This is a genomic window from Micromonospora sp. NPDC050200 (assembly GCF_040656135.1).
Lineage (GTDB): Bacteria > Actinomycetota > Actinomycetes > Mycobacteriales > Micromonosporaceae > Micromonospora.
This window is the reverse complement of record NZ_JBFALG010000061.1, coordinates 1-26,009: the sequence shown is the minus strand read 5'-3', so window position 1 is coordinate 26,009 and position 26,009 is coordinate 1. Positions and strand designations below refer to the sequence as shown.

Here is a 26,009-nt window from a genome sequence, read left to right as displayed (position 1 = left end):
CTCTTGCGAGGAGGGACTGATGGAGCTGTCGCTGGCGACCCGCACCGTGGGGGAGCACACGGTGCTCGAGGTCGGCGGTGAGGTGGACGTCTACACCGCCCCCCGCCTGCGCGAACGGCTCCTCGAGCTGATCGACGGTGGCGCCCGGCGGGTGGTCGTCGACCTCGGCCGGGTGGACTTCCTCGACTCGACCGGCCTCGGTGTGCTGGTCGGTGCCCTCAAGCGGCTCCGTTCGGTCGATGGCTCCTTCGCCCTGGTCTGCGACAAGGAGCCGCTGCTCAAGATCTTCCGGATCACCGCGCTGGACCAGGTGTTCCCGCTGCACCCCACGGTCGAGGCGGCGACCGCGGCGGACCCCACCGGCGCCGGCGCGTGATGGCGACGGTCCGGCTCTCCTTCTCGCCGGCTCCGGTGCACGTACGCACCGCCCGCCTGGTCGGCGTGGCGGTGGCCCGCCGGGCCGGGGTACGCGAGAACCTGCTCGACGAGGTCCGCCTGGCCATCGGCGAGGCGTGCACCCGGGCGGTCGCCCTGCACCGGCAGTACGGGCTGCCCGACCCGGTGTTGGTGGAGATGTCCGACTCCGGGGCGTACTCGGTGCGGGTGGTGGACCGCGCGCCGATCGAGGCCGGCATCGGGCTGGCCGCGTTGAACGCCGACGACCTGGCCAACGAGTCGCTCACCGACGAGGCGTTGACCACGGGCGTGGGCTTCGCCCTGCTCGCCGGTTTCGTGGAGGACCTGCAGGTCCGCCCGGTCGACGAGGGCGTCGGGACCGAGGTCCGGATGGTGTGGCCGGTCGGCCCCTGACGCTCCACTGTCTGCCGTCGAGGCCGTGACCCTGCGGGGTCGCGGCCTCGACGTGATGATGGGCTCCTATATCAGATTTTTCCTCATAACACAGTTATGAAGATCATCCAGACACGGTGTCCCCCGGATGTGACCTCCAACACTCAGCGGGGCTACAGTACCGGGGTTGTCAGCAAGTGATCCTTCCCGCAACCAGCGGGTATGTGCGTTCATCGCTGGTCCGGTGGGGTGGGTTGGCTCGCTTGCGCAACCGCATCCAGGCGTCGGGTCAGTACGTCCGCTGGCCGGCGCGACAGTGTTCGGTACAGGAGGACATAGATGTCCGGGACCTTGGCCGCCGAAGGCGGCGCGCTGTCCCTTTCCGGAGGAAACCTGACGTACGTCGTCATCGCCGCGGTGATCGCGCTGGTGGCACTCGTCTTCGCCGCCGCCTTGACCAAGGCCGTGCTGGCAGCCGGTAAGGGCACCACCAACATGCAGGAGATCTCCGGAGCGGTGCAGGAGGGCGCCTCCGCGTACCTGCTCCGGCAGTTCAGGACGCTGGCGATCTTCGTCGTCGTCGCCGTCGTGCTCCTCTTCCTGCTGCCGGTGCACGACACCGACGGCAGCGAGCTGGCGGTGAAGATCGGCCGCTCGGCGTTCTTCGTGGTCGGTGCCCTGTTCAGCGCGTCCATCGGTGGCGCCGGCATGTGGCTGGCCACCCGCGCCAACCTGCGGGTCGCCGCGGCGGCCCGCGAGGCGCAGGGCGGGCGCGAGGCCGCCATGAAGATCGCCTTCCGCACCGGCGGCGTGGTCGGCTTCCTCACCGTGGGGCTCGGCCTCTTCGGCGCCGCGATGGTCGTCCTGTTCTTCAAGGGGGACGCGCCGACGGTGCTGGAGGGCTTCGGCTTCGGCGCCGCCCTGCTGGCCATGTTCATGCGGGTCGGCGGCGGCATCTTCACCAAGGCCGCCGACGTCGGCGCCGACCTGGTCGGCAAGGTCGAGCAGGGCATCCCCGAGGACGACCCGCGCAACGCGGCCACCATCGCCGACAACGTGGGCGACAACGTCGGCGACTGCGCCGGCATGGCCGCCGACCTGTTCGAGTCGTACGCGGTGACCCTGGTCGCGGCCCTGATCCTGGGTCGCGCCGCGTTCGGCGAGGACGGCCTGGTCTTCCCGCTGATCATCTCCACCATCGGCGTGCTGGTCGCGATCGTCGGCGTCTTCATCACCCGGCTGCGCGCCGCCGACCGCAACGGCCTGACCGCGATCAACCGGGCCTTCTACCTCTCCGCGGTGATCTCCGCGGTGCTGGTGGCGATCGCCGCGTTCCTCTACCTGCCGGCGTCCTTCGGCGAGCTGGAGGGCGGGCTCCGCACCGCCGACGGCGGCCCGATCGACGGCAACCCCCGCCTGGTGGCCATCGGCGCGGTCGTGATCGGCATCGTGCTGGCCGCCGCCATCCAGGCGCTGACCGGCTACTTCACCGAGACCAACCGACGTCCGGTGCAGGACATCGGGAAGAGCTCGCAGACCGGGGCGGCCACCGTCATCCTCGCCGGCATCAGCGTCGGCCTGGAGTCGGCGGTCTACTCGGCGCTGCTCATCGGTGCCGGCGTCTTCGGGGCGTTCCTGCTCGGCGGCAGCTCCATCACGCTCTCGCTCTTCGCGGTCGCGCTGGCCGGCACCGGCCTGCTCACCACCGTCGGCGTGATCGTCGCGATGGACACCTTCGGCCCGATCTCCGACAACGCGCAGGGCGTCGCCGAGATGTCCGGCGACATCGACGAGCACGGTGCCCGGATCCTCACCGAGCTGGACGCGGTCGGCAACACCACCAAGGCGATCACCAAGGGCATCGCGATCGCCACCGCGGTGCTCGCCGCCACCGCCCTGTTCGGCTCCTACACCGACACGCTGCGCAGTTCGTACCTGGACGCGAAGGTCGGCAACGTCGACAACGAGATCCTCAACGCGCTGAACCTGGCCAACCCGCGCAACCTGGTCGGCCTGATCATCGGCGCGGCGGTGGTCTTCCTCTTCTCCGGGCTGGCCATCAACGCGGTGTCCCGCTCGGCCGGTGCCGTGGTGATGGAGGTCCGCCGGCAGTTCCGCGAGCTGCCCGGGATCATGGACCGCACCCAGCGCCCCGAGTACGGCAAGGTCGTCGACATCTGCACCCGGGACGCGCAGCGCGAGCTGATGACCCCCGGCCTGCTGGCCATCCTCGCGCCGATCGCGGTCGGCTTCGGCCTCGGCCCGGGTGCGCTCGCGGCGTACCTGGCCGGCGCGATCGGGGCCGGCACGCTGATGGCGGTCTTCCTGGCCAACTCCGGTGGCGCCTGGGACAACGCCAAGAAGCTGGTGGAGGACGGCGCGTACGGCGGCAAGGGCTCCGAGTCGCACGCCGCGACGGTCATCGGCGACACCGTCGGCGACCCGTTCAAGGACACCGCCGGTCCGGCGATCAACCCGCTGATCAAGGTGATGAACCTGGTCTCGCTGCTGATCGCGCCGGCCGTGGTGGCCTGGAGCGTGGGCGACGACAGGAACACCCCGCTGCGGGTGACGATCGCGCTGGTCGCGACCCTGATCGTGGTGGCCGCGGTGGTGTTCAGCAAGCGCAAGGGTGTGGCGATGGACTCCTCCGACGGCGGCTCCGGCGCGGGCAGCCCCGAGCGGGCGGAGGCGGTCAGCGCCTGACCGACGGCACCGCGGGTTCCCGGCCGGCCCACCGCCGGCCGGGAACCCGTCCGTCACGCCCGAGGCGGCAAACCTGAGCGGTGGCGCATCGGCGCAGAGGCCGTACGCTGCAACGCATGCGTACGTGCCGGGCGACAGCCGCCGGAAAGCTCACGGTGGTCCTGGCCACGCTCGTGCTCGCCGTCGCCGCCTGCGACGGCGGGCCCACTCCGCGCGCCTGGGCCGCCTCGGTCTGCGAGGCGCTCACCCCTTGGCGGGCCGAGATCAGCAAGCTGACCAGCAGCACCAACCAGCAGATGACCGCCCAGACCACCCCCGCGCAGGCGAAGGAGAACCTGGTTCGGCTCTTCGCCGGTGCGGAGGAGGCCAGCGAGACCGCCCGGCGCAAGGTCGCCGACGCCGGCGTCCCCGGGACCGAGCACGGCGAGGATATCTCCCAGGGGTTCCGGACCACCCTGGGGAAGGTCCGGGACGCGTACGGCCGGGCCCGCGACACCATCGACCGGCTCGGCATCGGCGAGCCCACCGTCTTCTACGACGGTGTCCGGGCCGCGGTCGACACGCTCACGAAGGAGTACGACGCGAGCGCGCTGGACACCAGCCGGCTCAACGATCAAGAGCTCAAACAGGCTTTCGCAGAGGTTCCGGAGTGTCGCTGACCCCTCCCGACTCACTCCCCGAACCGGTGCGCCAGCTCTCGCTGTTCGGCACCGAGGCGGCGGACCCGTCCGTCGCCGATCTGGCCGGCCTGCTCGCCGGCCCCGGTGACGTGGGCCGGATGGGTCGTACCGCCCGGCTGTCGATCGTGGTCGACGCCGCCTGGCGGGTGCACGTGCTCGTCGCCGAGCTGGCGCTGCGCGGGCTCGCCGCCAGCTGGGAGGCGACCGAGGACCAGCGGTACGCCGTGCGCACCTCGTACACCCGGACCCTGGCCCCGCTGGCCGCCGCCTGGCTGGCCGACGCCGGCCGTAAGCGCCCGCCCGAGGGGTTCCACCTCAACGGGCGGCGGCTGCGGCTCTGGCTGGCCGCCGCCGGCGCCGCCGACCCGGCGGGCTTCCTGCTGCGGCTCGGTGACGGCGACCAGGAGTGGTGGCCGATGGTGCGGGCCGCGCTGGCCGCGGTGGGGCTGCCGGCGGCCCTGCTCGACGCGGGCGAGGGCGGCCCGGCCTACCGGATCACCGGCCGGCGGCGGCTGACCCGGCTGGCCGAGCTGGTCGGCGACCGCCCGCGCGCCGTGCCCCCGGCCGACTGGCCGGCGCTCCCCGTCTGACCGCCCGGACCTCGGCCCGGCGGGCGCGGCGTCGAGGTGTCCGATCGGGGACAGCCGGGCGGCGGATCGCCCGGTAGAACGTCCCGGTGACCCTCGACCGAGGGTCCGCCATCGTCACAGTGGCCCGCCTCCGGCCCTACTCACGGTGTACGGTGGCGCCGTCCGGCCCGTGAAGCCCGCGCGGCGCCGGTGGCGCACGCCGCGCGGACGCTGTTTGCCGCCCGCGAAACCCGAAACCCCGGCGGCGCGTTACGTTGGACATCCGGACCGCCGGTGGTCCGGTGGGGCGCAACACGGCCCGAATCGGGCATGGAGCAGGAGTGAGGTCGGGGAGAGACGTGCCGAGCAACGCTGGAACCACCCGTCTGGTCATCGTCGAGTCACCGGCGAAGGCCAAGACGATCTCGGGCTACCTCGGCCCGGGATACGTCGTGGAGGCCAGCTTCGGCCACGTCCGGGACCTTCCGCGCAACGCCGCCGACGTGCCGGCCAAGTACAAGGGTGAGCCGTGGGCCCGGCTCGGGGTGGACGTCGACCACGGCTTCCAAGCCCTCTACGTCGTCTCCGCCGACCGCAAGCAGCAGATCAGCAAGCTGGTGAAGCTGGCCAAGGAGGTCGACGAGATCTTCCTGGCGACGGACGAGGACCGCGAGGGCGAGGCGATCGCCTGGCACCTGGTGGAGACGCTCAAGCCCAAGGTGCCGGTCAAGCGGATGGTCTTCCACGAGATCACCAAGCCGGCGATCCAGGCGGCGGTGGCCAACCCCCGCGAGATCGACCGCGACCTGGTCGACGCCCAGGAGGCGCGCCGCATCCTCGACCGGCTGTACGGCTACGAGGTCTCCCCGGTGCTGTGGAAGAAGGTCATGCCGAAGCTCTCGGCGGGCCGGGTGCAGTCCGTGGCGACCCGGATCGTGGTCGAGCGGGAGCGCCAGCGGATGGCATTCCGCACCGCCGAGTACTGGGACATCCTGGCCACCCTGGCCGTGGCGAACGCCGGCGAGGGGCCGCGGAACTTCAACGCCACCTTGGTCGCGCTGAACGGCGACCGGATCGCCACCGGCAAGGACTTCGAGCCCACCACCGGCCGGGTCAGGGCCGGCGCCGGTGTGGTGCACCTGGACTCCGGCGGCGCCCGGGGCCTGGCGGCCCGGCTGGAGGGGCGGCCGTTCACCGTCACCCGGGTCGAGGAGAAGCCCTACCGCCGCCGCCCGTACGCGCCGTTCATCACCTCCACGCTCCAGCAGGAGGCGGCCCGCAAGCTGCGGTTCTCGTCGCAGCAGACGATGCGCACCGCGCAGCGCCTCTACGAGAACGGCTACATCACCTACATGCGTACCGACTCGGTGAACCTGTCGGAGACCGCCATCTCGGCGGCCCGCCGGCAGATCGTCGAGCTGTACGGCGAGCGCAGCGTGCCGCCGGAGCCGCGCCGCTACACCGGCAAGGTGAAGAACGCGCAGGAGGCGCACGAGGCGATCCGCCCGGCGGGGGACAACTTCCGCACCCCGGGCGAGGTGGCCAAGGAGTTGTCGGCCGAGGAGTTCAAGCTCTACGAGCTGATCTGGCGGCGCACCATCGCCTCGCAGATGACCGACGCGGTCGGCTCCAGCGTCTCGGTGCGCATCCGCGCGGTCTCCTCCGCCCAGGAGGAGGCGGACTTCGGCGCGACCGGCAAGACCATCACCGACCCGGGCTTCCTGCGGGCGTACGTCGAGTCGAGCGACGACGAGAACGCCGAGGCCGAGGACGCCGAGCGGCGGCTGCCCACCCTGGTCAAGGACCAGCCGCTGACCGCCGACGAGTTGGCCGCGCAGGGCCACCACACCCAGCCGCCGTCGCGCTACACCGAGGCGTCGCTGGTCAAGGCGCTCGAAGAGCTGGGCATCGGCCGCCCGTCGACGTACGCGTCGATCATGCAGACCATCCAGGACCGCGGGTACGTCGTGAAGCGCGGCCAGGCGATGATCCCGTCCTTCCTGGCGTTCGCGGTGGTCGGGCTGATGGAGCGGCACTACCCGCGGCTGATCGACTACGACTTCACCGCCAGCATGGAGAACGAGCTGGACGAGATCGCCGGCGGTGACCACGCGGCGGTCGACTTCCTCACCTCCTTCTACTTCGGCAGCACCAACGGCACCGGCGACCGGGCCATCGCCCACGCCGGCGGCCTGAAGAAGCTGGTCACCGAAGACCTCAGCGAGATCGACGCGCGCAGCGTCAACTCGATCCCGCTCTTCACCGACGACGAGGGCCGTGAGGTCGTCGTCCGGGTCGGCCGGTTCGGGCCGTACCTCCAGCGGGCGGTGCCGGGCGAGCAGCCCGCGCCGAAGGTGGAGGGCGAGGAGGGTGGCGCTCCGGGCGACCGGGCGCCGATCCCCGAGGGGCTGGCGCCCGACGAGCTGACCCCGGAGAAGGTGCACGAGCTCTTCCTGGGCGGCGGGGGCGAGCGCAAGCTCGGCGACGACCCGGCCACCGGCGAGCCGATCCTGCTCAAGTCCGGCCGGTTCGGCCCGTACGTGGCCAGCGGCGAGCGGAAGTCCTCGCTGCTGCGCTCGCAGACGCCGGACTCGCTCACCTTCGACGAGGCGTTGAAGCTGCTCAGCCTGCCCCGCCTGATCGGGGTGGCCCCCGACGGCGTGGAGGTCTTCGCCAACAACGGCCGCTACGGCCCGTACGTCAAGCGCGGTGACGAGTTCCGCTCGCTGGACTCGGAAGACAAGATGTTCACCGTCACGCTGGACGAGGCGCTCGCGCTGCTGGCCGCCCCGAAGACCCGCCAGCGGCGCGCCGCCGCGCCGCCGCTGCGGGAGATGGGCGTCGACCCGCTGACCGAGAAGCCGCTGGTCATCAAGGACGGCCGGTTCGGGCCGTACGTGACCGACGGCGAGGTCAACGCGTCGCTGCGCCGGGGCCAGACCCCGGAGGAGCTGACCATCGAGCAGGCCTCCGAGATGCTGGCCGAGAAGCGGGCGAAGGGTCCGGCGCCGAAGAAGGCGGCCGCCAAGAAGGCCCCGGCGAAGAAGGCGACGGCGGCGAAGAAGACCGCTGCCGCCGCCAAGTCCACCGTGGCCAAGAAGACCACCACCGCCAAGGCGACGGCGGCCAAGAAGGCCCCGGCGAAGAAGGCCGCCCCGAAGAAGGCCGCCAGCCCCACCGAGTGACGCGCCCCAGGTGCCTCGGCGCCCGGGTGCTCGATCCTGGTGTCGCGGCGGGGCTCAACCCTGGTGTCGCGGTCCTTTGGAGCTGACGTCGTGAACGAGTCAGCCGCCGGGTGCGTCCCTGATGAGGCGCGTCGCTGGCGGCGGAGCCAGGCCGAGCCCCGGGTGAGCCGTTGGCGACATCAGCTCCAAAGGCCCCGACAACCCACCCCGAGGTCCGTCGGACCGGGATGCCCGCGCCGAGAACCTCAGCCGAGGATGCGGTCCAGGTGGGGGTTGGTGAAGAGGCGGCCGGGGTCCAGGCGGTCGCGGACCGTCAGGAAGTCGCCGAAGCGGGGGTACGCGGGGGCGAGTGACGCCGCGTCCCGGTAGTGCAGCTTGCCCCAGTGCGGTCGGCCGCCGAGGTCGGCCGCCACCTCCTCGAAGGCCCGGAAGTACGGCTCGTACGGCATCCCGACGTACTGGTGGATCGCCACGTACGCGGACTCCCGGCCGTACCCGTGCGACAGCCAGATGTCGTCGGCGGCGGTGAACCGCACCTCGACCGGGAAGAGCACCTTGAACGGCAACCCGTCGACGATCCGCCGGAGCGCGTCGAGCGCGGACGGCAGGGCGGCGCGCGGCAGGGCGTACTCCATCTCCACGAAGCGGACCCGGCGCGGGGTGCAGAAGACCGTGTCGGAGCGGCCGGTGTAGGTGCGTTCGGTGAGCGCCCGGGCGGAGACGGCGCTGATGGTCGGGGCCAGCGCCGGCACGGCGCGGCCCAGCCGGCAGGCCCCGGCGAAGACGGTGTTGGCGAGGAAGTCGTCGTCCAGCCGGCCCCGCCACCGGGGCAGCGGCCGGTCGTCGGCGGGCACCCGGTCGTTGGTCTTGACCTGCACCCGCGCGGTGTACGGGAACCAGTAGAACTCGACGTGGTCGTGCGTGGCGACCAGCGCCGGCAGGTCGGTGAGCACCGAGTCCAGCGGCGCCGGGCGCTCGTGGGCCCGCAGCACGAAGGCGTCGACGCAGCGCAGGGTCACCTCGACCAGCACGCCGAGCGCGCCCAGTCCGACGCGGGCGGCCGCGAAGACGTCCGGCCGCTCGTCGGCGGAGCAGCGCAGCACCTCGCCGGTGCCGGTGACCAGGGTCAGCGCGGCGACGAACGTGGACAGGCAGCCGTACCCGGCGCCGGTGCCGTGGGTCCCGGTGGAGATCGCGCCGGCCACGGTCTGGGCGTCGATGTCGCCGAGGTTCGGCAGCGCCAGCCCGTGCGTGGCGAGCAGCGCGTTGAGCGCGCGCAGGGTCATCCCGGCGGGCACGGTGACCAGGCGGTCGTCGCGGTCCACCCGGACGCCGGTCGCCAGTGTGGTCAGGTCGATCCGTCGCCCGGCGGCGACGGCGATCGGGGTGAAGGAGTGCCCGCTGCCCACGACCCGGATCCGTTCGCCGGCGGCGGCGGCGTCCCGGACGGCCTCGGTGACGTCGTCGAGCGTGCCGGGGCGCAGGATGGCGGTGGCGATGCTGTGCTGGTTGCCGGCCCAGTTGGACCATGTGGTGGCGGTACCGGCCATCGGCGCTCCTCGACATGAATATGAACTGTCTTCATATCAGGAACGTTCTGGCTGGTAAATACCGCAATCGAGATCCGCTCGTTGTACCGGTAGTCACGGACTCGTGACATGTGGATATGTTCTTCCGTCGAAGGGGGGTGGCGCCGAGTGTCCACACCAGCCGCCACGACCGGGCCGCTGCGCCGCGTCCCGGTGCAGGGTCGAAGTGTCGCGCGGGTCCAGCGGATGTTGGACGCCTGTGCCGAACTCGTCGACGAAGTGGGGTACGAGGGGCTGACCACCACGCTGCTCGCCGAGCGCGCCGAGGTGGCGATCGGGTCGGTCTACCAGTTCTTCCCGGACAAGCGGGCGATCGTGCAGGCGCTGACCCTGCGCACGATGGAGTCCTACCTGCAGCGGCTCGACGAGCGGTTCGCCTCGGACGACCTGACCCACTGGTGGGACGGTGTCGACGCGGGGATCGACGAGTACATCACGATGCACCGCACCGTCCCGGGGTTCCGGACCCTGCACTTCGGCGACGTGGTCGACCTGCACCTGCTTGACGAGCAGCGGGACAACAACGGCGTGATCGCCGACCAGTTGGCCCGGGTGCTGACCGAGCGGTTCGGCATGACCGACGAGCCGCGGCTGCGGTTCTGCCTGGAGATCGCGGTCGAGGCCGCCGATGCCCTGATCAAGTTGGCGTTCCGCCGTCGGCCCGAGGGCGACGAGCGGGTCCTCGCCGAGGCCAAGGCCCTGATCCGGGAGTACCTGTACCGCCAGATGGACGCCGCCGAAACCGTCCAGCCCGGCTGACGATCGGGCCGGCGGCCCGGTCAGAGGAAGGCGTGCCCCTCGCCGCGGTAGGTGGGGACGGTGGCGACCACCTCGTCACCCGAGACCAGGTGCAGCTCGTTGACGTGCTCGCAGAGCTCGCCAGCCTTGGCGTGCCGGAACCAGACCCGGTCGCCGACCCGCAGCCCGGCCGCCGCCGCGCCGGCCAGCGGGGTCTGCACCTCACCGGCCCCCTCCGTACCGACCAGCGTCAGCCCGGCCGGCAGCCAGGGCCGGGGCAGCCGGCTCCGCTCGGCCGGGCCGGAGGCGATCCAGCCGCCGCCGAGCACGGTGGCCAGCCGGGGTGCCGGCCGGCGGACCACCGCGCAGGCGAAGAACGCCGCCGGGGCCGGCCGCCAGGCCCGGTACGCGTCGAAGAGCGTCGGACCGTACAGACCTGATCCCGCGGTGACCTCGGTGACCGCGGGATCGGCGCTGGTGGCGGCCACGCTGCCGGTGCCGCCGCCGTTGACGAACTCCAGGTCGGCGTGTTCGCGTACCGCCGCGACCGCCGCACCCCGACGGGCCAGCAGTTCCCGGTACGACCCGCGCTGCGCCAGCCGGATCGCGGTGCCCAGCACCGCCCGCCCCGGCGGCGCGTCGCCGAGGCCGGCGATCTGCGCCTCGTACGCCATCAGCCCGACCAGCCGGAAGCCCGGCCGGGCGGCGACGGCGGCGGCGAGCGCGCCGGCGGCCCGGGCGCTGTGCACCGGTGAGCGGCGCACCCCGACGTGCACCCGCCCGCCCAGCGGTCGCCAGGAGGCGTCCAGGTCGAGGCAGACCCGCAGCTCCGGCCGGCTGCCGGGGGCGCGCACCGCGTCGACCAGGTCGAGCTGTTCGGTGCCGTCGACCATCAGGGTGACCGCCGCGGCCAGCGCGGGGTCGGCGGCCAGCTCGGCGAGCGCCGCCCGCTCCGCTGTCGGATACGCGACCAGCGCGTCCTCGGTCACCCCGGCGCGGACCAGCCAGATCGCCTCGGACAGGGTGAACGCCAGCACGCCGGCCCAGCCCGGACGGCCCAGCACCCGGGCGGTCAGCTCCCGGCAGCGGATCGACTTGCTGGCGGCGCGGACCGGCTTGCCGCCCGCCAGGTCGGCCAGCGCGGCGGCGTTGGCGTCGAAGGCCGTGAGGTCGACCACGGCGTACGGCGGGTCGAGGTGGGCGGTCGCCAGGTCGAGGCGCTCGCGCAGGATGTCGCTGTCGATGGCCACGGTTGCACGCTAACTGTCCGGGATAGTAACGCGAAATACCCTCATGTACCGCCGGGCTGCGGGCGCTGGTCCCGGCAGCCTAGGCTCGGCGAGCAGGAGAATGTCGCCGGCGGGGGAGGCCCCCCACCGGGACTAGAGTGTTCCACCGGGACTGCCCAGCGTTGGGCCGGCACGTGGAGGTACGGCCATCGAAAGCCAGAAGAACGGCGAGTCGCCCGGCGTGTCGTCGCCCGGTGCGCGGCCCGGAGCCCAGACCGACCGGTCCGGCGCGGCCGCGATCCGTTCGGTGCTGCGTATCCGGCCGTTCCGCCGGCTGTGGATCGTGCTCGGCGCGGCCTCCTTCGGTGACTGGCTCGGCCTGCTCGCCACCTCCGTCTTCGCCGCCGCCCAGGTCTCCGGCAGCACCGCCAAGGGTGCCGCCTTCGGCACGCTGATCGCGGTCCGGCTGCTGCCGGCGCTGATCCTCGGACCGGTGGCCGGCGTGCTCGCCGACCGCTTCGACCGGCGCTGGACGATGGTCATCTGCGACCTGCTGCGCTTTGTGCTCTTCGCCTCGATCCCGCTGCTCGCGCTCACCGGAGCCAGGGGCGCCGTGGTGGTCAGCTGGGCGGCGGTCGCCACCTTCCTGATCGAGACGCTCACCCTGCTCTGGATCCCGGCCAAGGAGGCCGCGGTCCCCAACCTGATCCCGCGCACCCGGCTGGAGACCGCCAACCAGCTGACGCTGATCACCACGTACGGCCTGACCCCGGTGGCCGCCGCGATCTCCCTGGCGGTGCTCGACCGCAGCGTCCGCGCGGTGACCGGCGGCGAGATGCCGGGCTGGGCCGAGCCGGCCCAGCTCGCCCTCTGGTTCAACTCCCTCTCCCGGCTGGCCACCGCGCTGGTGGTGGCCTTCGGCATCAAGGAGATCAGCCAGGCGCGGACCGGTGATCGGGAGTACGCCGAGCAGGGCGTGATGCGCCAGTTCACCGAGGGCTGGCAGTTCATCAGGCAGACCCCGCTGGTACGCGGCCTGGTGCTCGGCATCTTCGGCGCGTTCGCCGGCGGCGGCATCGTGATCGGCACGGCCAAGTTCTTCGCCGCCTCGCTCGGCGCCGGCGACGCCGCCTTCTACATGCTCTTCGGGGCCATCTTCATCGGCCTGGCCCTCGGCATCGGGCTCGGCCCGATGGTCGTCCGGGACATGTCCCGCCGCCGCTGGTTCGGCATGAGCATCGTGCTGGCCAGCGCCTCCGTGCTGGTGCTCGCCTTCGCCATCCACCTGTCGATGGCCATGCTCGGCGCGATCCTGGTCGGCGCCGGCGCCGGGATGGCCTTCCTCGCCGGCACCACGCTGCTCGGCGGCGAGGTCGCCGACGAGGTGCGCGGCCGGGTCTTCGCGGTGGTGCAGATCGGCACCCGGCTGGTGCTGATCCTGGCCATCGCGCTGAGCAGCCTCCTGGTCGGCGTCGGCGGCTCCCGCAAGCTGACCATCGCCGACCTCGGCGTCTCCGTCTCCTCCACCCGGCTGCTGCTGCTCGCCGCCGGCGCCGCCGGCATCTTCGCCGGGATCAGCGCGTTCGGGCAGATGGACGACAAGAAGGGCGTACCGGTCCTCGCCGACCTCTGGGGCTCGATCCGGGGTCGCCCCCTGATGCCCGCCGAGCCCTTCGTCTCCAACGGCCTCTTCGTGGTCTTCGAGGGCGGCGAGGGCGCCGGCAAGTCCACCCAGCTCGACAAGCTCGCCGAGCGGCTGCGCGGGAAGAGCCGGGACGTGGTGGTCACCCGCGAACCGGGCGCCACCGCGGTGGGCGAGCGGATCCGCTCCCTGGTGCTCGACAACGCCGGGGCCGAGTCGCCCTCGCCGCGCGCCGAGGCGCTGCTCTACGCCGCCGACCGGGCACACCACGTCGCCACCGTGGTCCGTCCGGCGCTGGTCCGCGGCGCGGTGGTGATCAGCGACCGGTACGTCGACTCCTCCCTGGCGTACCAGGGCGCCGGCCGTACGCTGCCGGTCGAGGAGGTCTCCTGGCTCTCCTCGTGGGCCACCGGCGGGCTCAAGCCCGACCTGGTGGTGCTGCTCGACGTCGACCCGCACACCGGGCTGTCCCGGGTGGCCTCCCGGAATCAGGGCACCGACCGGCTGGAGGCCGAGTCGCTCGCCTTCCACGAGCGGGTCCGGTACGCCTTCCTCGACCTCGCCGCCAACGACCCGAAGCGCTACCTGGTGCTGGACGCCTCCCGGCCGGCCGAGGAGATCTCCGCCCTGGTCGCCCGCCGGGTCGAGGAGTTCCTGGTGGACCCGGCCGGCATCGTGCACCCGCGCCCCGCCCACGGGCCGGACACCTCGGTGCAGCCCGAGTTATCCGACGCGGAGATGGTGACGATGGAGCACCGGACCTGATGCCCGACGTCTTCGCCGACCTGGTCGGCCAGGACGAGGCGGTCGGCACCCTGCGTCGCGCCGCCGCGGCGGCCGCCGCCGTGCTGCGTGGCCCCGCGCAGCCGGCCGGTGTCGGGGCGGGCCGTACCGCCACCACCGGGGCCGACCTGAACGCGTTCGCCGAGGAGGCCGAGGCCGAGGGGCCGCCGGCGACCCCGGCGGTCGACCCGGGTGCGGGGATGACCCACGCCTGGATCTTCACCGGCCCGCCCGGCTCCGGCCGGTCGGTGGCCGCGCGGGCCTTCGCCGCCGCGCTCCAGTGCGCGTACGGCACCGGCTGCGGCGAGTGCCCCGGCTGCCACACCACGATGACCGGCACCCACGCCGACGTGCGCCTGGTGGTGCCCGAGGGGCTCTCCATCGGGGTCGGCGAGATGCGCGCGCTGGTGCTCCGGGCGGCCAGCACCCCGTCCGGCGGGCGCTGGCAGGTCGTGATCATCGAGGACGCCGACCGGCTCACCGAGGCCGCCGGCAACGCGCTGCTCAAGGCGATCGAGGAACCGCCGCCACGCACCGTCTTCCTGCTCTGCGCCCCGTCCACCCACCCGGACGACGTGTCGGTGACCATCCGGTCGCGCTGCCGGGTCGTACCGCTGCGGCAGCCGCCGGCCGCCGCGGTGGCCGAGGTGCTGGTGCGCCGGGACGGCATCGCGCCCGACGTGGCGCACTGGGCGGCGGCGGCCGCGCAGGGGCACGTCGGGCGGGCCCGGCGGCTGGCCCGCGACCCCGAGGCGCGGCAGCGCCGGGACGCGGTGCTGGCGGTGCCGCGCCGGCTGACCGGCGTCGGCACCGCGCTCGACGCGGCGTCCGCCCTGATCGAGGCGGCCGAGGCGGAGGCGGAGGCGTCCGTGGCCGAGGCCGACGCGGCCGAGCGGGCCGCGCTGCAGACCGCGCTCGGCGCGGGCGGCACCGGACGGGGCGCGGCCGGCGCCATGCGCGGCGCCGCCGGGCAGCTCAAGGACCTGGAGAAGCGGCAGAAGTCGCGGGCCACCCGAGCCCAGCGGGACGCGCTGGACCGCGCCCTGGTCGACCTGGCCGGCTTCTACCGGGACGCGCTCACCATGGCGCTGCGCGCCCCGGTCGCCCCGGTGCACACCGATACCGCCGCGATGGCCGAGGCCGGCGCGCAGAAGTGGGACGCCGAGGGCGCGCTGCGGCGGCTGGAGGCCGTGCTGGAGTGCCGGGCGGCGATCGAGGCGAACGTCAAGCCGCGGATCGCGGTCGAGGCGATGATGCTCGCTCTCTGGAAGGGATAGTCCCCCTCCGTCCACCGGCATCGACACGTGTCGCGGGCGTGCGGTACGGTCCGGTGTGCCGTGGTGACGGTGACGGCACGCAGGGTGATGGTCGGCCGGGGGGAGAATCGATGCCGCGCGAGATCGACGAGGCGTGGATCGAGGAGGCGGTGCGGCGCTACCGCCGCATCGAGTCCCTGCAGGCCGAGTTCGACCAGGCGGTCAACACCGTCGAGGTCACCGTCCGCTCGCCGGACGGGCTGGTCGAGGTGGTGGTGACGGCCGGCGGCCGGATCACCGACGTCCGCTTCCTCGGGCCGCTGCACGCCCGCCACCCGCGTGACGTCGCCACCTCGGTGCAGGCCGCCGTCACCGCCGCGGCGGACGCCGCCCAGTGGGCCCGGGAGAAGCTGCACAACGAGACCTTCGCGGCGTACCGGCCGCTGGCGGGGGCGTGAGATGGATGCGCTGCGCGCCCTCGCCGCACGCCTGGAGGAGGCGAGCGCCACGCTGGCCGTGCTCGCCCGCACGGTGACCGCCACCGACCCGGCCCACCCGGCCTTCGGCGCGGACGCCCCGGGCCGGCCCGGCGAGGTCGGCCGGGCCCTGCACCGGCAGTGGACCGCCGCCACCGGCGACCGGGCCCGGGAGGCCGGCGCGGCCTCCGCCCGGCTCGCCGCCGCGGCCGCCGCCGTGCGCAGCGCCGCCGACCGCTACGCGAGCGTCGACGACACCGCCGGTCGGCGGCTGTCCGGGGAGCGCTGATGGACGCCCTGGACCGGCTCGCCGAGCCCGGCCTGAACCTGTTCCGCCGGGTCGACCGGCTGCTCGCCGCCGGCGCCCCTGAGGGGCACCGGCTCTGGCCGCTGCTGCGCCGCATGCAGGTGCTGCCCGGCGACGCGCTGCGCGCCTTCCTCGACCTGCACCCGGCGCCGCTGGCGACCGCCGGGCACGACGTGCGCCGGCTCGTCCGGGGGTACGACGACGCGTGCGCCGCCCTCACCGATCCGGGCCTGTGGTCCGGTCCGGCCGCGTCCGCGTACGACGAGGCCCGCTCGGCGCTGCTGCGTCACCTCGACGAGGGGCCGGAGAGCCTGGTCGGGCGGATCGAGTCGACGGCCGGGTACGCCGACGCGCTCGCCCACTGGGTGGAGGGCAGCCGGCTGGCGGTGGCCCGGGTGCTCGCCGAGGTGCTCAGCTCCACCGAGGCGGTACGCGTGCTCGCCGCGACCGCGCCGGGCCGGGAGTCCGCGACCGGCGCGCACGCGGCGGCGGAGATCGCCACCCGGGTGCTCTCGGTGCTCGGGGTGGCGTACGACGGGGCGGAGACGCTGCTGCGCCAGTGGTCGCCGAGCCTGGCCGAGTCGACCTGGCGGGCGCCGACCGGCGGCCCGGTCCGCTACGACACCACCACGCGGGTGGGCCGCTGACGGGCGGGCGGCCTACGGCGCCGCGTGCGACGCCCGGCCTGGACCGGGCCCGGCACGCGGCGCCGCGACCGTTTCCTGCACCCCCCGCAGGTCTGCCTCCACTCAACGCCCCCGCCGGGCGTTTGTCCCCGCTGCCGGGTCCGATTCAGCCGTCCGGGCGAGGCCCAACGAAACGAGTCGACGATCATTAATGGCTGCACGGGGTGACCGTCCGGCGACGGGTGGCCGGGCCGACGCCGAACGTCCGTCGTAGGGTGGAGCCATGGGCATGCTCTGCGCGGTCAGCTTCAACCGGTACGGGCGCCTGTACTACCTCGATCCGGGTGAGCTGCGGCCCCAGGTCGGCGACCGGGTGCTGGTCCCCACCGACGACGGGCCCGAGGTGGCCGAGTGCGTCTGGGCGGCGCAGTGGGTGTCGGAGGACACCGACGGCTTCCCGAAGCTGGCCGGGCTCGCCCAGGAGGACGACCTGCGCCGCGACGAGCTGCTGCGCCGGCGCAAGGCCGAGGCGAAGGTGGCCGCGAAGCGGCTGATCCGGGAGCACGCCCTGCCGATGAAGGTGGTCGCCGTGGACCACGTTCTCGGCGACGGCGACGGGGGCGCCGACCTCACCACCGTCTACTTCACCGCGCCGCACCGGGTGGACTTCCGCTCCCTGGTCCGCGACCTCGGCGCGACCCTGCGCTGCCGGGTCGAGCTGCGCCAGCTCTCCGCCCGGGACTCGGCGCGGGTGCAGGGCGGCATCGGCTCCTGCGGCCGCGACCTGTGCTGCGCGACCTTTCTCAACGACTTCGAGCCGGTGACCATCCGGATGGCGAAGGACCAGGATCTGCCGCTCAACCCGCTGCGGATCTCCGGCGCCTGCGGCCGACTGATGTGCTGCTTGAAGTATGAGCATCCTCTCTACCAGCGGTTCCAGGAGTCCGCCCCGCCGATCGGCAGCCGGGTCTCCACGCCGGAGGGTGACGGGAAGGTGGTCGGCCACAGCGTCCCCCGGGACGCGGTCACGGTACGGCTGGACGCCGACGGCTCCCGCTGCTCCTGCTCCCGGGCCTCGGTCTGCGCCCCCCGCCAGGCCCACGACCAGCACTACCAGCCCTAACCCCAATGCCAGGAAGATAAGCATTTCTGCAGGTAGACGACCGGTGATGTGAGGGGTCTGCCGTGCGGTCGCGTGGGTGGCACCACGCAGCGGTGTGGGGATCGGCATCAACCGGGCAGGGCACCACCGAAGGCGGCGTGACCCGGTGCCGAGCGCCAACCGAGGGCCCGAGCGGCGTCCGGCCGCCTAGGCGACGGCCGCGGTTGGTAGGGCTGGCCCTACCAACAGGATCCAAGGTCGCCATGTGTTCCCGGGGCCCGCCGCCGACCAGGCTCTTCAGCATGAGAAACAGCGGTGTGGCGAGGGCCGGCGGCCCGGTCGTCGAAGTGATCGATGTGACCAAGGCCTACCCGGGCGCGGGCGGCGTCCGGGCGCTCGACGGGGTGTCCGCGGCGTTCGCCGGCGGCACGTTCTGCGCCGTGATGGGGCCCTCCGGCTCCGGCAAATCCACCCTGCTGCACTGTGCGGCCGGCCTGGACCGGCCGGACGGCGGGCGGGTACTGCTCGCCGGCCAGCAGATCGGCGGGCTGCGCGAACCGCGGCTGACCGAGGCACGGCGCCGCCGGGTCGGTTTCGTCTTCCAGTCGTACAACCTGATGGACTCGCTGTCGGTGTGGCACAACGTCCTGCTGCCGCAGAAACTGGCGGGTGTCCGGCCGGACCGGACCTGGGCGCGCGAAGTTGTCCGCCGGGTCGGCCTCGCCGGCCGCGAGAACGACCGGCCGGGCCAGCTCTCCGGCGGGCAGCGGCAACGCGTCGCGCTCGCCCGCGCGCTCGCCAGCCGACCCGAGGTGATCTTCGCGGACGAACCGACCGGCGCGCTCGACCTTTCCACCGGCCGCGAGGTCCTCGGGCTGCTGCGGGAGGCGGTGGACGACGTCGGCACCGCCGTCATCATGGTCACCCACGACCCGGCGGCGGCCGCCTGGGCCGACCGGGTGGTCTTCCTGGCCGATGGCCGGATCGTCGCCGAACTGGCCGACCCCACCGCCGACAAGGTCGCGGCGCAGATGATGGCGGTGAGCGTCCGATGATCCGGCTCGCCCTCGGCACGCTACGCCGGCACAAGGCCAGCTACGCCGGCACGTTCCTCGCCGCGCTCCTCGCGGTCGCGTTGTTGGCCGGCGCCGGGATGCTGCTGTTCTCGGTGCTGACCGCCAAACCGCCGGCGGACCGGTTCGCCGCCGCGACCGTGGTCGTCTCCGGCGACCGCGAGGTCACCCTGGAAACCGTCAAGCAGAAGAAGGACAAGGTCAAGCACAAGGTCAAGAGCGAGCGGCTGACCGGCGCGGGCAGCCTGCCCGCCGACCTCACGGGCCGGCTCGCGGCCCTGGCCGGCGTCGCCACCGCGATCCCGGACGCCGCCTTCCCGGTCCAACTCGCCACCGCCGAGGGACGGCCGGTCCAGGGCGCCGACGGGGCGCCCGTGATCGGGCACGGCTGGGCATCGGCCCTGCTGACCCCGTACACGCTGCGCAGCGGTGCGGCGCCGGCGGGCGGCGAGGTCGTCCTCGACGCCGACCTCGCCGCACGCGCCGGCGTCACCGCCGGCGGCACCGTCCTGGTCACCACCAAGACCGGGGTACGGACGGCGCGCGTCTCCGGTATCGCGGCACCGGCCGGCCGGGACGGGCTGCCCGCGCAGGGTGCGCTCTTCTTCGGCGACGGTGACGTGGCCGCGGTGTCGGGACTGCCCGGACCCACCGCGATCGGCGTCGTCGCCGGGCCCGGCACCGACCCGGCGGCACTGCTGGCCGCGGTGCGGGCTGCGGCCGGCCCCGCGCCCGTGCTCAGCGGCGCCGACCGGCTCCGCGCCGACCTGCCCGGCGCCCTGCCCGACTACATCGGCCCCATCTCCATCTTCGGGTTCGTCATCGGTATCACCGCGTTCGCCGCCGTCTTCGTCCTCACCGGCACCGTCGCCCTGGGGGTACGGCAACGACTGCGCGAACTGGCGCTGCTGCGCACCGCCGGCGCGACCCCGGGGCAGCTGCGCACCCTGCTGGGCGTGGAGAGCGTCCTGCTCGCCGCCGTCGCCGCGGTGCCGGCGGCCCCGCTCGGCATACTGTTCGCGCATCTGGTGGCGGCCCGCTTCAGGGCGCTCGGTGCGGTGCCGCCGCAGTTCACCGTCCAGGTCAACGTTCCGGTGCTCATCGCCGCCGCCGTGGCCGGGCTGCTCGTCACGTTCCTCGCCGCTCGGATCGCCGGGCGGCGGGCGGTCCGGATCGCGCCGACCCAGGCGCTGGCCGAGACCGCGACCGCACCGGCCGGAGGCATCCTCGTGCGGGGACTGCTCGCGGTCGTCCCGGCCGCCGGCGCCGTCGCCGTTTTGACGTTCGTACCGCTGGGCGGGTCGCTGGGGTTGGGCATGAGCTTCGTCTCGTCGGCCCTGCTGCTCTGCGCGGTCGCCGCGCTCGGACCGCTGCTGGTGAAGCTGTTGACGGCGCTGCTGTCCCGGCTCGCCGGGCTCGGCGGGGTCACCGGCTGGCTTGCCGGCACCGTCGCCCGGGCCGAGACCCGGCGGGTCGCGGCGGTGGCGGTGCCGTTGGTCCTGATGTTCGCGATCAACGCAACGATGCTGCTGAACAGCGCCCTGCTGGGCCGGCTGACCGGTGCCGAGCAGGCGGCGCGCACCGCCGGGGCGACCGCCCAGGTGGCCGGTCCGACCGGGCTGCCGCTGTCCGTCGCGGAACGGTTGGCCGCGTTGCCCGGCGTGACCGCGGCCGCCGCCACCCTGCCCACCCGGGCGATCGTCGACGAGGGCGGTAAGCCCGAGGACTACGCCGCGCAGGGGCTGCTCGTCACCGGCCCCGAACGGGCCCTCGACCTCGACGTACGCGAAGGCAGCATCGGCGGGCCCGACACGTTCGCGGCGAGTGCGTACCTCGTCGGCGAGCGGAATTGGCGGGTCGGCGAGGAGGTGCCGATCTGGCTGGCCGACGGCCATCAGGTGCGGCTGCGGCTCGCCGCCGTCTACCAGCGGGCACGCGGCTTCGGCGACCTGGTGCTGCCCGCCGAGTTGGTCGCGACCCACGACCCGCGCGGACTGGTGAGCAGCGTGGCGCTGCGGTACGACGGCGACGTGCCGGCTCGGATCCACGCGGACTGGCCGGCGCTGCGGGTGACGCCAACCGCCGCCGCGGCACCCGCCGGTGACGCACAGAACCAACAGGGCGCCTGGGAACTCATGGTCGTCATCTCCCTCGGCTTCACCGCCATCGCGGTCGTCAACACGTTCGCCATCGCCACCGCGGCGCGCCGCCGCGAGTACGCCGACCTGCGACTGGTCGGCGCGACCGCCCGGCAACTGCATCGGCTGGCCGGCCGGGAGGCCGCGATCACGGTCGCGGTCGGGCTGCTGCTCGGCGCCGCCGTCACCGCGGTCGTGGTGGGCGCGTTCAGCGTCGCCCAGGACGGCACATTCCGCCTCATCGTCGACCCGGTCAGGTACGCGCAGATGTTCGGCGGCGTCGCGGTGCTGGGCCTGCTCGCCGGCACCGTGCCGGCCCGGTTCGTGATCCGCCGGCGCAGCCTGCCGGCCGTCGGCGAAGGGCGCTGAACCCGTGCCGACGAGGGCCCGGGCCGCCGCGATTACGATCCTCGTGATGACACGCGCGACGTTCCGGGCCCTGGCGTACCTGGTCAGCAGCCTCGTCGCCGGCGCGGTCGGGCTGGCCTGGAGCCTCGCCGCGACCCTTGCCGTCGCACTGCTGTCGATCACCCAGCTCGGCGGGCCGGCGTTCCTCGGCGCCGCCTGGCTCACCCGCCGGGTCGCCGACCTCGAACGGCACCGGGCCCACTGGGTGCTCGGCGAGCCGATCGGCTCGCCGTACCTGCCGGTGCCGGCCGGCAGTCTCCGGGAGCGGGTCGGCGGGGTCGTGGCGCAGCCCGCCACCTGGCGGGACCTCGCCTGGCTGATCGTGCTCTTCCCGCTCGGCCTCGCCGGCGGAATCGCCGCGATCGTCGTCACCAGCGTCGACTTCGGCGCCATCACCGCACCGCTGTGGGCCTGGGCGGTGCCCAACCCGCACGCGCCGTTCCCGATGCGCCCGCTGATGACCACTACGGCCGGTCGGTTCGGCCTGACCGTGCTCGGGCTGCTGCTCTTCCCGGTCGTCGCGTGGCTGCTGCGTACCCTGGCCCGGGCCCTGGCCACCGCGGCCCGCGCGCTGCTGGCGCCGGGCACCCACCGCCGCCTGGTCGAGCAGGCCACCCGCCTCGCGGAGACCCGGACCCGGGTGGTCGACGCCCAGGCCGCGGAGCTGCGTCGGATCGAGCGGGACCTGCACGACGGCGCGCAGGCGCGGATCGTCGCCGCCGGCATGACCCTGGCGCTGGCCGCCCGCAAGCTACGCACCGGCGGCGCGGCCGGGCCGGACGTCGACCTTGCCCGCCGGCAGCTCGACGGGGCCCTCGCCGACCTGCGCCGGCTGGTCCGCGGCATCCACCCGCCGATCCTCACCGACCGCGGCCTGCACGCCGCCCTGGCCGCGCTGGCCGCCGACAGCCCGCTCACCGTCGAGTTGTACGGCGACCCGGACGGCCGGTTCCCGGCGGCGGTCGAGTCGGCGGCCTATTTCGTGGTCGCCGAGGGGCTCGCCAACGCCGCCAAGCACGCCGCCGCGACCACCGTCACGATCCGGCTGGTGCGCGACGCCCGGACGATGTCGGTCACCCTGACCGACGACGGCCAGGGCAGCGCCGACCCGGCTGGCGGCGGCCTGGACGGCCTGCGGCGCCGGGTCGAGGCGCTCGACGGCACCCTCACCCTGACCAGCCCGCCCGGCGGGCCAACCACCCTGCACGGGGAGTTCCCATGCGCATCGTGATCGCCGAAGATCTGCTACTGCTGCGGGAGGGCATGTCCCGGCTGCTCACCGACACCGGCCACACCGTCGTCGCCGCCGTCGACAACGCGACCGAGCTGATCATCGCGGTCACCGGACACCGACCCGATCTGTCCATCGTGGACGTACGGCTGCCGCCGGGGTTCCGCGACGAGGGGCTGCGCGCCGCCCTCGAACTGCGCGCCGCCGACCCGGCGACGAAGGTACTGATCGTCTCGCAGTACGTCGAGCGGGCCTACGCCGCGGAACTGCTCGCCGACGGCCGGGGCGGCGTCGGCTATCTGCTCAAGGACCGGGTCACCGCGCTCGACGAGTTCCTCAACGCCATCGACCGGGTCGCCGCCGGTGGCACCGTCATGGATCCGGAGGTGGTCCGGCAACTGTTCACCCGCAACAGCCGCAACCACGGCATCGGCGCGCTGACTCCACGCGAGCGCGAGGTGCTCGGCCTGATGGCCCAGGGCCTGTCCAACTCGGCGATCTCGGCCACCCTGGTGCTGGCGCCGGTGTCGGTGGAGAAGCACATCACCAACATCTTCGCCAAGCTGGACCTGCCACCGGCCGACGACGCGCACCGCCGGGTCCGAGCCGTGCTGGCCTATCTCAACGCCTAGACGCAATACCGCTGACTTAAAGGGACGCTCAAGTCAGCCCTGCCCCCCACCCCGCCTCCCGCCCCTCCCTCCCCCCTTTGCCGCGTTGATCAAGAGGTTTGCGTCCCCGGGGTACCGGGATCAGGACGCAAGCCTCTTGGTCAACTTTGCCGGGGCGGTCGGTCAGGTGAGGGTGATGGGGGGTTCGGCGAGGCGGGAGGTGAGGGCGGTCTTCGGGGTGAGCCAGGAGGCGGTGCGGGACCGGTCGGGGTTCAACTGCCAGTCCCGGGACACCCGGTCGACGGCGATCGGATAGATGGTCAGGGTGCCGTCGGGTGTGATGCGCATCCGGAGGAACGACTTGGAGTCCTCGATGCCCTGGCCGGCGAAGAGTTCGTTGAGGTTCACCCCGAACGATCCCGCCACCAGCAGGTACGCCGCCACCACCTGACTCGACACCAGACCGATCACCGGGCCGTAGACGACCGCCGCGGCGACCACCGGCAGCGGCCACGGCCAGTCGTAGAAGGGCAGCGCCAGCCAGGCCCAGGTGCCGGCGGCGGCCAGCCCGACGTGCGCCAGCCCGTGGGTGACCCCGAGGATCCAGTGCCGGGCGTGCCGTTTGCCGCCGGCGCTCGGCGGCTTGGCGAACAGAGCAGCGCCGAGCAGCGTCACCCCCAGCATGATCACCAACGGGACGCTGAACAGCCGCTGCTCGCTGCTGCCCGTCCGGTTCGCCGTCACCCCGGCCATGGTCAGCATCAGCAGCGTGTGCAGGGTGCCGAGCAGGGTCGTGAAGCCCGGGTTGCGGAACGGCAACCGGGGGAAGATCCCCCAGCCGTACCGCCGGGAGCGGGCCGCGTCCGGATAGCGGGCGACCAGGTCGTACGGGCGGGTGGCGCTCGCCCGCCGGGACAGGGTGTCCTTCGGCGGCACCTCGATCCGCTCCGGGAGCTTGTGCGTCGGGTAGAGGTACGCCCCGCCGCCCCCGCAGGTGACCAGCTGCCGCTCCGGACCCGCGTACCGGGCGTAGTGGTGCAGGTCGCCGGAGACCAGCAGGCGTACGTGCGCGCCGGTGGGGGCGATGATCGTCCGCACGAAGTAGTCGATCGAGTCGTACGCGGTGGGATGGTCGACGGACTTGACCCACGTCGGCGCCGGCACCGCCAGGATCACCTTGCTCTGCGGCCCCAACCGGCGGGCCACCTCGTCGAAGTAGGCCAGCTGCGGGTCGTCGAGGTACGACCCGGACTGGTCGTCGAGGCCGAGCAGCCACCAGCCGGCGGGCAGTTCCACCGCAAAGTACGACCGGGACTGCCCGGTGCCCCAGCCGCCGAAGTGCCGGTCCCGGGAGCGGACGAACAGGCGCAGGAAGGCGGTAAGGCCGTCGTACCAGTCGTGGTTGCCGGGCACGGCGAAGAGCGTCGGCCGCTCTGGCGGCGTCACCGGCAGCGCGGCCTGGTACGGCCCCTTGCACCGGTCCTCGTACGCCTCGTACCCCGCCGACGGGTAGACCTGGTCGCCCCCCATCACCAGGGTCTGCGCCCGGGGCAGCCGGTGCCCGTCCACCTCCAGTTCCGGCTGCGCGAGCAGGTACGCCACCGAGTAGGTGGCGTTGAAGCCGTCGCCCAGGTCGGCCACGTAGTCCAGCCAGAGCCCGCCGTCCGGCCCGACCTGCTTCGCGATCTTCGAATCCAGCGCGTTCTGCAGCTCCCGCTTGTCCAGGTACGCCCCGAACAGCATCGCCAGCAGCGTACGGATACCCGTGCTGATCAGCAGGAACGGTGCCAGCCAGGGGACCGGCTTGCGCGGGGTGAAGCCCAACTCCACCGGATCGAGGCTGCGCGGCCGGCGGGCGGCCCGCTCGCCGAGGGCGTGCTCGGCGGGAACGTCGGACCCGGACGTGGGGTGATCGTCGGTCACCCGCCGGAGCGTAGCGCCGACGCGCCGCCATCGCTGTCCGGCGAACGACCGATCGCGCCCGATGTCCGGGTCCCGGGCTCCCGGGTGGGGAACCCCCTCGGCCGGTGGGCGGAGGGTGCCGTACACTTGACGATCGTTGCCGCCTTAGCTCAGTCGGCTAGAGCGACGCACTCGTAATGCGTAGGTCGACGGTTCGATTCCGTCAGGCGGCTCGGTACAGAAGCCCAGGTCAACGACCTGGGCTTCGCCGTTTTCCGAGGTCGATCACGCCGCCGTCCGTCCGCAAATGGTCCGCATCCCGCGCCGCGACCGCCTCGTCCAGCCTGTTGGCGACCGCGTCCAGGTCGTCACCGAACAAGCCCGCGTACACATCCAGCGTCATCGACGCCGAGGCGTGCCCGAGCATCCGCTGCACCGCCTTGACGTTGGCGCCCGCCGTCACCGCCAGGCTCGCCGCCGTGTGCCTCCAGATCATGCGGTGTCAGCCCAGCCAGCCCGACCGACGCCGCCGCCGGCCCGAACACCCGTGACCGGAAGTTGGTTTGCGCAGCGGCCCGCCGTTCGGTGCGGTGAACACCAGCTGGTCCCGGCCCTTCCCCGCCACATGCGCGGCCAGCTCGTCGACGAGGAAGCGCGGGATCGGTACGGACCGGCGCTGGTGGTTCTTCGGCGTGCCCTCGACCGCCTCCCCGCTCACCTCCGCGAAGGCCACGCGCCAGGGCCAGCGACAGCACCCGGTGGCGTACTGCTCACCCGTGACCGCGCACCCGCCGACCCGGCGGCCGGCTGTCCCACGGTGCTCTCGGTCGTCATCTGGCGTTTTTCCCTTGATCGGTCGATCAGCCGTTAGTTGGGCCCTGTCTCACATTCGGTGGTGACGGAGGGTGCTGCTATCCGAGGAGGATGCGGTGGCGAAGCAGGGTGAATCCCGCTCGTCCGTGCATTTGG

General features: G+C 73.3%; 22 protein-coding genes and 1 tRNA gene. 18 read left to right on the top strand and 5 right to left on the bottom strand.

Annotated elements, in window-relative coordinates; all coding sequences use genetic code 11:
• Positions 1–19 precede the first annotated feature (19 nt).
• The 6 genes from AB0I41_RS28670 to topA all read left to right on the top strand — a co-directional run bounded on the left by AB0I41_RS28670 (position 20) and on the right by topA (position 7,929).
• Positions 20–376, top strand: coding sequence for an STAS domain-containing protein (locus AB0I41_RS28670; protein WP_357113702.1), 357 nt, complete (start codon positions 20–22; stop codon positions 374–376).
• A complete protein-coding gene (locus AB0I41_RS28665) occupies positions 373–810 on the top strand; it encodes an ATP-binding protein (protein ID WP_357113701.1) in 438 nt (145 codons plus the stop codon). Before AB0I41_RS28670 ends, AB0I41_RS28665 begins: the two co-directional genes overlap by 4 nt.
• A gap of 318 nt (positions 811–1,128) precedes the next feature.
• Positions 1,129–3,495 (top strand): sodium-translocating pyrophosphatase, encoded by a 2,367-nt coding sequence (locus AB0I41_RS28660; protein ID WP_357113700.1) that lies wholly within the window; start codon positions 1,129–1,131, stop codon positions 3,493–3,495.
• A gap of 116 nt (positions 3,496–3,611) precedes the next feature.
• Positions 3,612–4,154 (top strand): hypothetical protein, encoded by a 543-nt coding sequence (locus AB0I41_RS28655; RefSeq protein ID WP_357113699.1) that lies wholly within the window; start codon positions 3,612–3,614, stop codon positions 4,152–4,154.
• Positions 4,145–4,765: a hypothetical protein gene (locus tag AB0I41_RS28650; RefSeq protein WP_357113698.1), complete on the top strand. Its 621-nt coding sequence runs from the start codon at positions 4,145–4,147 to the stop codon at positions 4,763–4,765. Before AB0I41_RS28655 ends, AB0I41_RS28650 begins: the two co-directional genes overlap by 10 nt.
• A 338-nt stretch (positions 4,766–5,103) precedes the next feature.
• A complete protein-coding gene (gene topA, locus AB0I41_RS28645) occupies positions 5,104–7,929 on the top strand; it encodes a type I DNA topoisomerase (protein ID WP_357113697.1) in 2,826 nt (941 codons plus the stop codon).
• A 245-nt stretch (positions 7,930–8,174) separates the two neighbouring features.
• Here topA and AB0I41_RS28640 read toward each other — a convergent pair whose 3' ends face one another.
• The gene (locus AB0I41_RS28640; protein WP_357113696.1) at positions 8,175–9,479 is read right to left on the bottom strand and encodes a D-arabinono-1,4-lactone oxidase; all 1,305 of its coding nucleotides are present in this window, start codon (positions 9,477–9,479) and stop codon (positions 8,175–8,177) included.
• 225 nt (positions 9,480–9,704) lie between these two features.
• Here AB0I41_RS28640 and AB0I41_RS28635 point away from each other — a divergent pair, with 225 nt between their 5' ends.
• A complete protein-coding gene (locus AB0I41_RS28635) occupies positions 9,705–10,277 on the top strand; it encodes a TetR family transcriptional regulator (RefSeq protein ID WP_357113714.1) in 573 nt (190 codons plus the stop codon).
• A gap of 20 nt (positions 10,278–10,297) precedes the next feature.
• Here the strand turns inward: AB0I41_RS28635 and AB0I41_RS28630 are convergent, their stop codons facing one another.
• Positions 10,298–11,506 carry an alanine racemase gene (locus tag AB0I41_RS28630; RefSeq protein ID WP_357113695.1) on the bottom strand — a complete coding sequence of 403 codons (1,209 nt, stop codon included), beginning with the start codon at positions 11,504–11,506 and terminating at the stop codon, positions 10,298–10,300.
• A 286-nt stretch (positions 11,507–11,792) separates the two neighbouring features.
• Here AB0I41_RS28630 and tmk point away from each other — a divergent pair, with 286 nt between their 5' ends.
• From tmk to AB0I41_RS28580, 10 genes are all read left to right on the top strand, one after another.
• Complete coding sequence (gene tmk / locus AB0I41_RS28625; RefSeq protein ID WP_357113694.1) at positions 11,793–13,892, top strand: dTMP kinase; 2,100 nt, start codon at positions 11,793–11,795, stop codon at positions 13,890–13,892.
• Positions 13,892–15,187, top strand: coding sequence for a DNA polymerase III subunit delta' (locus AB0I41_RS28620; protein WP_357113693.1), 1,296 nt, complete (start codon positions 13,892–13,894; stop codon positions 15,185–15,187). The genes tmk and AB0I41_RS28620 overlap by 1 nt, the downstream gene beginning before the upstream one ends.
• Before the next feature lie 110 nt (positions 15,188–15,297).
• Complete coding sequence (locus AB0I41_RS28615) at positions 15,298–15,624, top strand: YbaB/EbfC family nucleoid-associated protein (RefSeq protein WP_357113692.1); 327 nt, start codon at positions 15,298–15,300, stop codon at positions 15,622–15,624.
• A 1-nt stretch (position 15,625) separates the two neighbouring features.
• On the top strand, positions 15,626–15,931 hold the full coding sequence (locus AB0I41_RS28610; RefSeq protein ID WP_357113691.1) for a hypothetical protein: 306 nt from the start codon (positions 15,626–15,628) through the stop codon (positions 15,929–15,931).
• Entirely contained in the window at positions 15,931–16,596 is a 666-nt protein-coding gene (locus AB0I41_RS28605; protein WP_357113690.1) for a hypothetical protein, read from the top strand. The genes AB0I41_RS28610 and AB0I41_RS28605 overlap by 1 nt, the downstream gene beginning before the upstream one ends.
• A gap of 262 nt (positions 16,597–16,858) precedes the next feature.
• Complete coding sequence (gene ricT, locus AB0I41_RS28600; RefSeq protein ID WP_357113689.1) at positions 16,859–17,698, top strand: regulatory iron-sulfur-containing complex subunit RicT; 840 nt, start codon at positions 16,859–16,861, stop codon at positions 17,696–17,698.
• A 281-nt stretch (positions 17,699–17,979) separates the two neighbouring features.
• The gene (locus AB0I41_RS28595; RefSeq protein ID WP_357113688.1) at positions 17,980–18,732 is read left to right on the top strand and encodes an ABC transporter ATP-binding protein; all 753 of its coding nucleotides are present in this window, start codon (positions 17,980–17,982) and stop codon (positions 18,730–18,732) included.
• Positions 18,729–21,257, top strand: a complete 2,529-nt coding sequence (locus tag AB0I41_RS28590; RefSeq protein WP_357113687.1) for an ABC transporter permease — start codon at positions 18,729–18,731, stop codon at positions 21,255–21,257. The genes AB0I41_RS28595 and AB0I41_RS28590 overlap by 4 nt, the downstream gene beginning before the upstream one ends.
• A 46-nt stretch (positions 21,258–21,303) precedes the next feature.
• On the top strand, positions 21,304–22,527 hold the full coding sequence (locus AB0I41_RS28585) for a sensor domain-containing protein (protein ID WP_357113686.1): 1,224 nt from the start codon (positions 21,304–21,306) through the stop codon (positions 22,525–22,527).
• A complete protein-coding gene (locus AB0I41_RS28580; protein WP_357113685.1) occupies positions 22,515–23,159 on the top strand; it encodes a response regulator transcription factor in 645 nt (214 codons plus the stop codon). Before AB0I41_RS28585 ends, AB0I41_RS28580 begins: the two co-directional genes overlap by 13 nt.
• 162 nt (positions 23,160–23,321) lie before the next feature.
• On the opposite strand, the gene AB0I41_RS28575 is transcribed toward AB0I41_RS28580, so the two are convergent.
• Complete coding sequence (locus AB0I41_RS28575) at positions 23,322–25,061, bottom strand: metallophosphoesterase (RefSeq protein WP_357113684.1); 1,740 nt, start codon at positions 25,059–25,061, stop codon at positions 23,322–23,324.
• 138 nt (positions 25,062–25,199) lie between these two features.
• Between AB0I41_RS28575 and AB0I41_RS28570 the strand changes: the two genes are divergently transcribed.
• Positions 25,200–25,273 (top strand) — tRNA-Thr (locus AB0I41_RS28570).
• Positions 25,274–25,290: 17 nt separating this feature from the next.
• Here AB0I41_RS28570 and AB0I41_RS28565 read toward each other — a convergent pair.
• On the bottom strand, positions 25,291–25,503 hold the full coding sequence (locus AB0I41_RS28565) for a hypothetical protein (protein ID WP_357113683.1): 213 nt from the start codon (positions 25,501–25,503) through the stop codon (positions 25,291–25,293).
• A 39-nt stretch (positions 25,504–25,542) separates the two neighbouring features.
• A complete protein-coding gene (locus AB0I41_RS28560) occupies positions 25,543–25,773 on the bottom strand; it encodes a hypothetical protein (RefSeq protein ID WP_357113682.1) in 231 nt (76 codons plus the stop codon).
• Positions 25,774–26,009: the final 236 nt, after the last annotated feature.